General features: G+C 58.5%; 10 protein-coding genes. 7 read left to right on the top strand and 3 right to left on the bottom strand.

The genetic code is table 11. From position 1 onward, the window contains the following. From groL to E1297_RS30995, 4 genes are all read left to right on the top strand, one after another. The coding region (gene groL / locus E1297_RS31010) for a chaperonin GroEL (protein ID WP_155145040.1) at positions 1 to 1,318 on the top strand (1,318 nt) is incomplete at its 5' end. Between the two features lie 154 nt (positions 1,319 to 1,472). Continuing rightward, a complete protein-coding gene (locus E1297_RS31005; protein ID WP_368669752.1) occupies positions 1,473 to 2,351 on the top strand; it encodes a DMT family transporter in 879 nt (292 codons plus the stop codon). Between the two features lie 38 nt (positions 2,352 to 2,389). Then, entirely contained in the window at positions 2,390 to 3,163 is a 774-nt protein-coding gene (locus E1297_RS31000; protein ID WP_155144863.1) for an alpha/beta fold hydrolase, read from the top strand. Beyond that, positions 3,160 to 4,311, top strand: a complete 1,152-nt coding sequence (locus E1297_RS30995) for an alpha-D-ribose 1-methylphosphonate 5-triphosphate diphosphatase (protein WP_155144862.1) — start codon at positions 3,160 to 3,162, stop codon at positions 4,309 to 4,311. Before E1297_RS31000 ends, E1297_RS30995 begins: the two co-directional genes overlap by 4 nt. Positions 4,312 to 4,324: 13 nt before the next feature. Here E1297_RS30995 and E1297_RS30990 read toward each other — a convergent pair whose 3' ends face one another. From E1297_RS30990 to E1297_RS30980, 3 genes are all read right to left on the bottom strand, one after another. Next, on the bottom strand, positions 4,325 to 5,392 hold the full coding sequence (locus tag E1297_RS30990) for a 5-(carboxyamino)imidazole ribonucleotide synthase (protein WP_155144861.1): 1,068 nt from the start codon (positions 5,390 to 5,392) through the stop codon (positions 4,325 to 4,327). Continuing rightward, a complete protein-coding gene (purE, locus tag E1297_RS30985; protein ID WP_155144860.1) occupies positions 5,385 to 5,873 on the bottom strand; it encodes a 5-(carboxyamino)imidazole ribonucleotide mutase in 489 nt (162 codons plus the stop codon). The genes E1297_RS30990 and purE overlap by 8 nt, the downstream gene beginning before the upstream one ends. Positions 5,874 to 5,949: 76 nt before the next feature. Then, the gene (locus E1297_RS30980; RefSeq protein WP_155144859.1) at positions 5,950 to 6,174 is read right to left on the bottom strand and encodes a YdcH family protein; all 225 of its coding nucleotides are present in this window, start codon (positions 6,172 to 6,174) and stop codon (positions 5,950 to 5,952) included. A 164-nt stretch (positions 6,175 to 6,338) separates the two neighbouring features. On the opposite strand from E1297_RS30980, the gene E1297_RS30975 reads away from it, so the two are divergent. The 3 genes from E1297_RS30975 to E1297_RS30965 form a co-directional block, all read left to right on the top strand. Next, positions 6,339 to 6,752 carry an Hsp20 family protein gene (locus E1297_RS30975; protein ID WP_085821398.1) on the top strand — a complete coding sequence of 138 codons (414 nt, stop codon included), beginning with the start codon at positions 6,339 to 6,341 and terminating at the stop codon, positions 6,750 to 6,752. Between the two features lie 3 nt (positions 6,753 to 6,755). Continuing rightward, positions 6,756 to 6,980 carry a DUF1150 family protein gene (locus tag E1297_RS30970; protein WP_155144857.1) on the top strand — a complete coding sequence of 75 codons (225 nt, stop codon included), beginning with the start codon at positions 6,756 to 6,758 and terminating at the stop codon, positions 6,978 to 6,980. A gap of 109 nt (positions 6,981 to 7,089) precedes the next feature. After that, positions 7,090 to 7,359: PhzF family phenazine biosynthesis protein (locus E1297_RS30965; protein ID WP_196223447.1), on the top strand; the 270-nt coding region annotated here is incomplete at its 3' end.

Genomic DNA, 7,359 nt, shown 5'->3' with positions numbered 1-7,359 from the left:
TGCTGGCCTGAACCCGATGGACCTGAAGCGCGGCATCGACCTGGCGACTGCCAAGGTTGTTGAAGGCATCAAAGACGCCTCGCGCGAAGTCAAAGACTCGGCCGAAGTTGCTCAGGTTGGCACCATCTCGGCCAACGGCGAAGCCGAAATCGGCCAGCAGATCGCAGACGCGATGCAGAAAGTTGGCAACGAAGGCGTTATCACCGTCGAAGAAAACAAAGGTCTGGAAACCGAGACCGACGTTGTCGAAGGTATGCAGTTCGACCGTGGCTACCTGTCGCCTTACTTCGTCACCAACGCAGACAAGATGATTGCAGAACTCGACGACTGCATGATCCTGCTGCACGAAAAGAAACTGTCCTCGCTGCAGCCGATGGTTCCGCTGCTCGAGCAGGTGATCCAGTCGCAAAAGCCGCTGCTGATCATTGCTGAGGACGTTGAAGGCGAAGCGCTGGCAACTCTGGTTGTCAACAAACTGCGCGGCGGTCTGAAAATTGCTGCTGTCAAGGCACCGGGCTTCGGCGATCGCCGTAAAGCCATGCTGCAGGACATCGCAATCCTGACCGGCGGTCAGGTCATCAGCGAAGATCTGGGCATGAAGCTCGAGTCCGTCACCATGGACATGCTGGGCACCGCCAAGAAAATCGAAATCACCAAAGACGAAACCACCATCGTCGACGGTGCTGGCGAGAAAGCCGAGATCGAGGCACGCGTTGCTCAGATCCGCACTCAGATCGAAGAAACCTCGTCGGACTACGACCGTGAGAAGCTGCAAGAGCGCGTTGCCAAACTGGCAGGCGGTGTTGCTGTTATCCGCGTCGGCGGCATGACCGAAGTTGAAGTGAAAGAGCGTAAGGACCGTGTGGACGATGCTCTGAACGCAACACGCGCTGCTGTTCAGGAAGGCGTTGTTGTCGGCGGTGGTGTTGCTCTGGTTCAGGCCGGTAAAGCACTGGAATCGCTGGAAGGCGCAAACGCTGATCAAAGCGCAGGCATCAACATCGTTCGTAAGGCAATCGAAGCGCCGCTGCGCCAGATCGCCGAGAACGCGGGTGTTGACGGTGCGGTTGTTGCGGGCAAGGTCCGTGAGTCCACTGACGCTGCATTTGGCTTCAACGCACAGACCGAAGAATATGGCGACATGTTCTCGTTCGGCGTGATCGACCCGGCCAAAGTTGTCCGTACCGCTCTGGAAGACGCGGCATCGGTTGCTGGCCTGCTGGTCACCACCGAAGCAATGGTTGCTGACAAGCCGCAGAAAGACGCACCTGCTGCAGGCGGCATGCCCGACATGGGCGGCATGGGCGGCATGATGTAAGCACGTCGAGTTCGCACCAGCGAATTCTGACGAACCCGACAGGCGCTTGGCCAACAGGCCAAGCTGCCGAAAAGGGGCCGCACTGAGAAATAAGAACGGGGTCGCCTTTGGGCGGCCCCGTTTCCTTTTGCAGCTTATGCCCGCAGGAAAGTGAGTGTCCAAAACTCTGTTAAACCGCTATCCGGTTGATATGAGACTATTCCTGCTGACCACCCTGACCATGTGCGCCTTTGCGGCAAATTCGATATTGAACCGTCTGGCGGTCGACAGCGGGGCCAGCGATCCGGCCAGTTTTGCTGTGGTCCGGGTCTTGTCCGGGGCTTTGGTTCTTTCACTTCTTGTCCTTATGCGTGGCACGCAGCTGCCATTGCGGAACAGGCGAAGGATCATCGGGGCAGGGGCGCTATCGCTCTATATGATCGGGTTTTCGGTGGCCTATCTGACACTGGATGCTGGTCTCGGCGCGCTGATCCTGTTTGGTGTGGTCCAGATCACCATGTTTGCGGCGAACACCGCATTCGGCGCGGTCCCTACCGCCCGGCAAATGCTTGGTGCTGCAATAGCGCTTGCGGGCCTAGCGTTTGTGTTGTGGCCATCGGGTGCGCTGCAGGTCGATCTTACAGGGGCCGCCTTGATGACCGCCGCCGGAGTTGGCTGGGCCGCTTATTCGTTGGCCGGACGCTCCGAGCCGGATGCCTTGGCCGGGACAGCTGCAAACTTCGTGGTGGCTTTGCCGGTTACCGCTTTGGCTCTGCTATGGTTTGGTGCTGGATGGCAGATCAATTCTGTTGGTTATCTGCTTGCAATCCTGTCGGGCGCGGTCACATCCGGGATGGGTTACGCCCTTTGGTATCGGGTTCTGCCGCAACTTGCTCCGGCTGCAGCGGCGGTTGTCCAACTCAGCGTCCCAATCATTGCGATCATTGCCGGAGTGATCCTGCTGGGCGAAATCGCGAGTCTGAAACTGATGGTCGGAGCAATGCTGGTGCTGGGCGGTATCGCACTGGCCGTGGTGCGGTTGAAGCGCCGCTAGGGGTTCCAACCGCGCAAGATAGGCCTTATCTGGCTGGCATGAGGTTTCTGGTCGCAATATTCCTGTTCCTGACACCCGCTGTTGCGAGCGCTAAATGCGTTGTGCTTTTGCATGGACTTGCGCGCACCGAAGCCTCGTTCTCAGTCATGGAGCAGTTGTTCCGGGTTCACGACTACAACGTCGTACGACCGGGTTATCCTTCGACGGATTTGCCGATCCCGGAGCTGGCCAATCAGACCCTGCCGGATGCATTCGCCGAATGTGGCGATGACAAGGTCAATATCGTGGCTCACTCGATGGGGGGTATCCTGTTGCGCTATTGGCTGCAGGATAATCACCCCGAGAACCTCGGCCGCGTCGTTATGTTGGGCCCGCCGAACCAGGGCAGTCAGTTGGTTGATGAACTGGGTGACTGGGAGGTGTTTGGCCTGTTGCACGGACCGGCGGGTCTTGCGTTAGGTACAGGACCAGAAGGTCTGCCGCGCCGCCTGCCGCCGGTAGACTTCGAACTGGGCGTCATTGCAGGCGAGAATTCCCTGAACCCAATTTGGTCATCCCTGATTGATGGCACGGATGACGGCAAGGTGTCAGTAGAAACAACCAAGGTCGAGGGCATGGCTGATCATATCGTTCTGCCGGTGACCCATACATTCATGATGAACAATCCGCGTGTCATGGCGCAGGCGCTACACTTTATCGAGTACGGTCAGTTTGACCCACAGATCACTTGGCTTGATGGGGTCATGGACATAATAGACGAGATCTGCATCGGGCAGGATTGCTCGGAACCAGAGTCGGAACCCACGCGATGACATCACTTGAACTGACATTCACGGGCGCGGATGTGCTGCTGCCCGCTGAAGGCGTTGTGCCTGCAGAACTCAGCATCGGCGACGGGATTGTTCAACAGGATCGGACTGGGCGTCAGGTTGACCTGTCGGGATACATCGTTCTGCCCGGAATCATCGATCTGCATGGTGACGGGTTCGAACGCCACATCGCACCGCGCCGCGGAGCAATGAAGCAAATGGCCGAAGGCATCCTTTCGGTCGAGGCCGAGCTAGCGGCAAACGGTATTACGACAGCTGTGCTGGCCCAGTTTCATAGCTGGGAAGGCGGTGTGCGCGGCCCAGAATTTGCGGCGCAGGTTTTTGATGCCATCGCGTCTGTCAAAAACAGTACAGTGACCGATCTGATCCCACAGTTGCGGTTCGAAACCCACATGCTCGAGGATTATGCAGATCTGCCAGGCCGCATCGCCGAATGGCAGGTGCCCTACGTCGTTTTCAACGACCATCTGCCGCATGACCGTCTGGCCGAAGGCCGCAAGCCGCCACGCCTGACGGGGCAGGCGCTCAAGGCGGGGCGCAATCCGGACGCTCATTTTGATATGCTGCTGAACATGCATGCGAGAAAAGAAGAGGTCCCGGGTGCGCTTGACGCTTTGTGCGCAGATCTGCGTCAACAAGGTATCCGGCTGGGCAGTCACGACGATGCCACCGCAGAAACAAGGGCATGGTGGCGTGATCGCGGCGTTTCTATCTCTGAATTCCCTGAAACGCTCGACGCGGCCGAGGCGGCGCGTTCGAATGGCGATCACATCATTCTCGGGTCACCCAATGTGGTTCGCGGTGGTTCGCACAAGGGAAATGTCAGTGCGTTGGACCTGATCACGATGGGGCTGTGTGATGCGCTGGCCTCGGACTATCACTATCCCAGCCCGCGTCGTGCCGCGCTGATGGTGGCCAAAACCGGGTTGCTTGATCTGGCTGGGGCCTGGGCTCTGGTGTCTGAAGGCCCTGCAAGAGTGCTGGGGCTGGATGATCGTGGCATTTTGGCACCCGGTAAACGCGCCGATCTGGTGATACTGGATGCCGAAACCCATCGGGTTGCGGCAACTGTTGCAGCAGGTCGTATCAGCCATATGTCCGGTGACATCGCGACGCAATTCATTGGCTGAAAAGCGGGGTCGATCAGCGAACGACCCGGTTGAAATGCCCCATCTTACGACCAGCCTTGACCTCGGCCTTGCCATATAGATGCAGGGCCACGTCCCGCTCGCGAGCGAGTTCCGGCACCCGGTCCATATCGTGTCCGATCAGGTTTTCCATCACCACGTCTGAGTGACGCTGCCCATCGCCGAGCGGCCAGCCCGCCACAGCGCGGATATGTTGTTCAAACTGATCGACGGCGCAGCCATTTTGGGTCCAGTGCCCCGAGTTGTGAACGCGCGGTGCGATTTCATTCACGATCAGGCCCTGCGGCGTTACAAAAAGCTCAACCCCCATGACGCCGACATAATCCAGCGCGTTAAGGATATTTGCCGCCAGCAGGATCGCGTCGGTCCGTTGTGCAGGGGGCAGGCGGGCAGGGACTGTGGTGGTGTGCAGGATACCATCACGGTGCACATTCTCGCCCGGATCGAAACAGGCAACCTGCCCATCCAGACCGCGCGCAGCGATAATCGACACCTCATGCGAGAAATCCACGAACCCCTCAAGAATGGCCGGAGCCCCTGCCATGTCAGCCAATGCCGTTTCGGCGTCTTCAGGTGCGTGCAGCCGTGCCTGTCCTTTGCCGTCATAGCCAAAGCGGCGGGTCTTGAGGATCGCAGGCGTGCCGATTTCTTCGATCGCCGCGTTCAGGCTGTCCAGATCGGTAATGTCAGCGAAAGGCGCCGTATTCAGCCCCAGCCCCTGCAGAAACGTCTTTTCGGTCAACCTGTCTTGACTGACCCGCAGCGCTTCGCGTCCCGGTCGGATGGGGCAATGCGCCTCGAGCAGATCCAGAGCCTCGGTCGGAATGTTCTCGAATTCATAGGTGATGACGTCCACGGATTTCGCAAAAGCCGTCAGAGCGGCTTCGTCATCGTAGGCGGCGGTGGTAACGCGATCTGCAACCTGACCTGCGGGCGGGTTTGCGCCGGGTTCATAGATATGGGTGGTAAATCCCAGACGCGAGGCTGCTACTGAAAGCATCCGGCCCAGCTGACCACCGCCCAGAATTCCGATTACTGCCCCGGGGGCGAGCGCCTCAGTCATCGCTTGGCTCCTCGGGGATCGAGGCCGAGAGCGCCTCGCGCCATGCATCCAGCCGTTCGGCCAGCGCTTCATCCTGCAGGGCAAGAATACCCGCAGCCATCAGGCCCGCATTTGCACCACCGGCGGAACCGATTGCCATGGTCGCCACAGGAAAGCCCTTGGGCATCTGAACAATTGAATACAGCGAGTCGACACCGGACAGCGCCCGTGTCTGCACCGGTACACCGACCACGGGAACCCGCGTTTTGGACGCCATCATTCCGGGAAGGTGTGCCGCACCGCCCGCACCGGCGATAATAACCTGCAATCCGCGCTCTACAGCGGTCTTTCCGTAATCCCAAAGCCGGTCAGGTGTTCTGTGGGCCGAGACAATCCGCGCCTCATAAGCCACGCCCAGATCATCCAGAATATCTGCTGCTTCTTTCATCGTGGGCCAGTCCGACTGGCTGCCCATGATGATCCCCACCTTCACATCGCTCATCCGCTTACGTCCCTGCCTTCGGAAAGAGCGCGCACTATAGCCAAATCCGCCTGTCAGGCAATGCGGTACGCGCGCCTCAGGCGATGATATCGGGGGTCAGGCGGTCTTCGATCAGACGTATGATGTCCTTCAGGCGCAGTTTCTGCTTTTTCAGACGTTTTACGGTCAGCTGATCGGCTGTGCCCTTGGCCTGTAGCGCTTCGATGGCTTCATCGAGATCACGGTGCTGACGACGAAAAACCTCCAGCTCAACCCGCAGAACTTCATCGGTTTTCATCGAAAGGTCGGTGGGTGCGTTCATGGACGACTCAGTATTCTGGTGGTGCGTTCCACACAGAATAGTGTGTTCCGGTGAATCCGCCTAGACCTTGTGGACATCCTGGTTTCTTCCCATATTCTGTTATGTACGGTTGCCGCTACGGGGCCGCACAACACGTCGCTTTGACAATGAAGGACGATAATAACGTGTCGAAACTTACTCTTGGCTCATACCCGCATCTTTTGGGGTTCGAGCAGTTGGAACGCCTTCTTGAACGGTCTGCAAAGGCCGGAAATGAAGGGTATCCGCCCTATAATATCGAACAGACCTCGGATTTTTCCTACCGCATCACACTGGCCGTGGCCGGTTTTGCTGAAGAGGACCTGTCGATCACGATCGAGGATCGCCAACTGGTTATCCGGGGCCGTCAACGCGACGACAGTGAGGGACGTGTGTTCCTTCACCGGGGCATCGCCGCGCGCCAGTTTCAGCGCATGTTCGTGCTGGCAGATGGTGTCGAGGTGGGCGAGGCGATTATGGAAAACGGTCTGCTGCATGTCGACCTGACCCGCGCCGTGCCCGAAACCGTGGTGCAAACGATCAACATAAGAAAGGGGTAAGGCATGAATACACCGATTGAGATCAACACCGAAGGCGACCGGATCGTATATGTGAAAGCTGTCGACGTGGCCGACCTGCCTCAGGATCTGCAGGATCAGGCCGGAGATCTGGACCAGCTTTATGCTGTCCACGACTCCGATGGTCAGCAACTTGCGTTGGTATCTGACCGCAAGCTGGCCTTTGTGCTGGCGCGACAGCACGATCTGTCGCCGGTGGCCGTTCACTGAACGGTCCCAGACTTTCTGAAAATACGTGACATCCGCCGCTACAGCGGCGAAACATGCGAACCGGCAGGGCGCGTCCCTGACGCGACGAAATGCATATGGGAGATGCGGCATGAGCTGGTTCGACTTTGACTGGGTGGATGCCTTTAGTGACCGGGCATTCGGAGGTAACGGCTGCGCTGTTGTCCACGGCGGGGCCATATTGCCGGTGGATGTCTGCACCGCCTATGTCCGCGAAACATCGCTGGTGGAGTGCACGTTTACCGGCCCATCGGATGTCGCGGATATTCGTGTCCGCTACTTCCTCGCCAGCCGCGAAATTCCCTTTGCTGGTCATCCCACGATAGCCACGGTGGCCGCCATGCGGTCGCGCGGTCTATTC

It is taken from the genome of Roseibium sp. RKSG952, assembly GCF_009711355.1.
Note: the sequence above shows the minus strand (reverse complement) of the source record. Positions and strands in the feature narration are given on the sequence as shown.

What these genes read in the sequence shown, in the direction of transcription:
- E1297_RS30995 (WP_155144862.1), top strand. Translation starts at nt 3,160, where the DNA reads ATGACATCACTTGAACTGACATTCACGGGCGCGGATGTGCTGCTGCCC.
- E1297_RS30990 (WP_155144861.1), bottom strand. Translation starts at nt 5,392, where the DNA reads ATGACTGAGGCGCTCGCCCCCGGGGCAGTAATCGGAATTCTGGGCGGT.
- E1297_RS30980 (WP_155144859.1), bottom strand. Translation starts at nt 6,174, where the DNA reads ATGAACGCACCCACCGACCTTTCGATGAAAACCGATGAAGTTCTGCGG.
- E1297_RS30970 (WP_155144857.1), top strand. Translation starts at nt 6,756, where the DNA reads ATGAATACACCGATTGAGATCAACACCGAAGGCGACCGGATCGTATAT.
- purE (WP_155144860.1), bottom strand. Translation starts at nt 5,873, where the DNA reads ATGAGCGATGTGAAGGTGGGGATCATCATGGGCAGCCAGTCGGACTGG.
- E1297_RS31000 (WP_155144863.1), top strand. Translation starts at nt 2,390, where the DNA reads ATGAGGTTTCTGGTCGCAATATTCCTGTTCCTGACACCCGCTGTTGCG.